Annotated in this window: 1 protein-coding gene; it reads right to left on the bottom strand. The window is 41.2% G+C overall.

Features of this window, described 5'->3' with window-relative positions; translation table 11 throughout:
- Positions 1 to 129 precede the first annotated feature (129 nt).
- Positions 130 to 1,335: an IS110 family transposase gene (locus tag LJE11_RS18985; protein WP_008706871.1), complete on the bottom strand. Its 1,206-nt coding sequence runs from the start codon at positions 1,333 to 1,335 to the stop codon at positions 130 to 132.
- Positions 1,336 to 1,636 lie beyond the last annotated feature (301 nt).

Here is a 1,636-nt window from a genome sequence, read left to right as displayed (position 1 = left end):
TTACCGAGCCTGCAAATAAAAAGTCAATAGCAAATTGATGATTTCAGGCAAAAATTTTTGCAAGATTTTGAACATTAAAATAAGACCACCGATATTCGCTGGTCTAAAATAAAGGTATTGACGAGATATTTATTCTGGGAGTGAAGACAGATATTCTTTCACTCGACCATAGTAGATGCGAAGAAACTTATTCGCACCGGCTGTCATGTAGACGTAATAAGGCTTTCCTTGTGCTCGTTTCTTATCCATAAACAAGTAGACAGGATCATCCTGTGGCTTTGTTTTGATGAGAACATCCATGACTTGAAACAGAGTCTTACGAAGAGTACTGGAACCGCGCTTGGAAGCAGGAACGCTTTTCTGCTCATATGAACCGGATTCATTTACGCCGGGATCAACGCCTGCAAAGGCTGTAATGGCTCCTTTGTGGGTAAATCGGGAGACATCACCAATCTCTGCCATAAGCTGTGGACCAAGCGATTTACCTACACCTTTCATAGCCATGACAACAGGGTATTCCGGCAGTTTAGAAGCAGCCTCATTCATCATGGTACGAAGCTGTTCCACAGTCTGTGAAGCCGTATTTAATTGTTCTACAGCCTGTTTGATGATTAACTTTGTCAGATCGTCTTTTGGAAGTATAGAAACAAGCTCCTTAGATGCTTCATAGATTTCAACAGCTTTTGAACGGCTGAAGTTGTACTTCCTGCGTTTACACCACTTTTGATAGTGGTCGATAAAGGCGTTTAGAGAGAGTTTACGAACACAATCCACATGCCAGTAGGTGGCTGAAAAGTCAACCCATTTTTGACTTCCATCCTCACGGGCGGGGCTGTCAAAATAAGTGTTAGCTCCCGGATAAGTTTGGTCAAGGATGCTGATTAGATTATTTTTCATAGCGGTTTTGTGTTTCATGTAAAAATCAAACTGGCGGTTCATGGTTTTCAGTTGATTACGAATTTCATCCATGAGACTATACTGTCTGAGTTCCGTCCAACTGTCAAGAGTATAGCGTGCAATTTTTACTGCATCCGCTTTATCGGACTTTACTTTGCGGAGAGAGTTGTCTCCAAAATCTTTGATGAGTTTGGGATTTATGGCAGATACAAAAAGGTCAGCTTTCGAAAGTTCACGGACAAGAGGTTCGTAATAACGACCGGTGTGTTCCATGACAATACGAGATTCGCCATCAATGGATTGGATCTGCTCAATGAGAGAGCGAATCCCACTGACTGTGTGTTTGACTTCAAATGGTTTTGAAATGATCTCACCATAAGGACGAAGGATAGCAACCATGCTTTTTCCTTTGGAAACATCAATACCTACTGCATTCATATTCATAAATTTGTCACTCCTTAAAATCAGATTATGCAATGGATAAAGACCAGTTTTACTCATTGCCTATTCCATCTACTGTGGTGTGACACGAACGTACCGAAGGCAGTTCAACCTGCATAAAACGAACGCTGCAAATGAGGAGCTGGTTATCAGTCTCGGTAACGGACGCGAAGTCCAAGATGAATAAGACGATATACCGATTGCTCCATACATTTTAACAGCTTAAGCAACAAGATGGATAATTCCTTACTGGCTGTAAGGGATATTAACCATAAATATATTGTAGTAGATGAAAGCG

The organism is Blautia sp. DFI.1.216 (assembly GCF_020594215.1).
Lineage (GTDB): Bacteria > Bacillota > Clostridia > Lachnospirales > Lachnospiraceae > Blautia_A > Blautia_A wexlerae.
Note: the sequence above shows the minus strand (reverse complement) of the source record. Positions and strands in the feature narration are given on the sequence as shown.

Excerpts from the sequence above, each read along its gene's own strand:
- LJE11_RS18985 (WP_008706871.1), bottom strand. The coding sequence starts at position 1,335 with ATGAATGCAGTAGGTATTGATGTTTCCAAAGGAAAAAGCATGGTTGCT.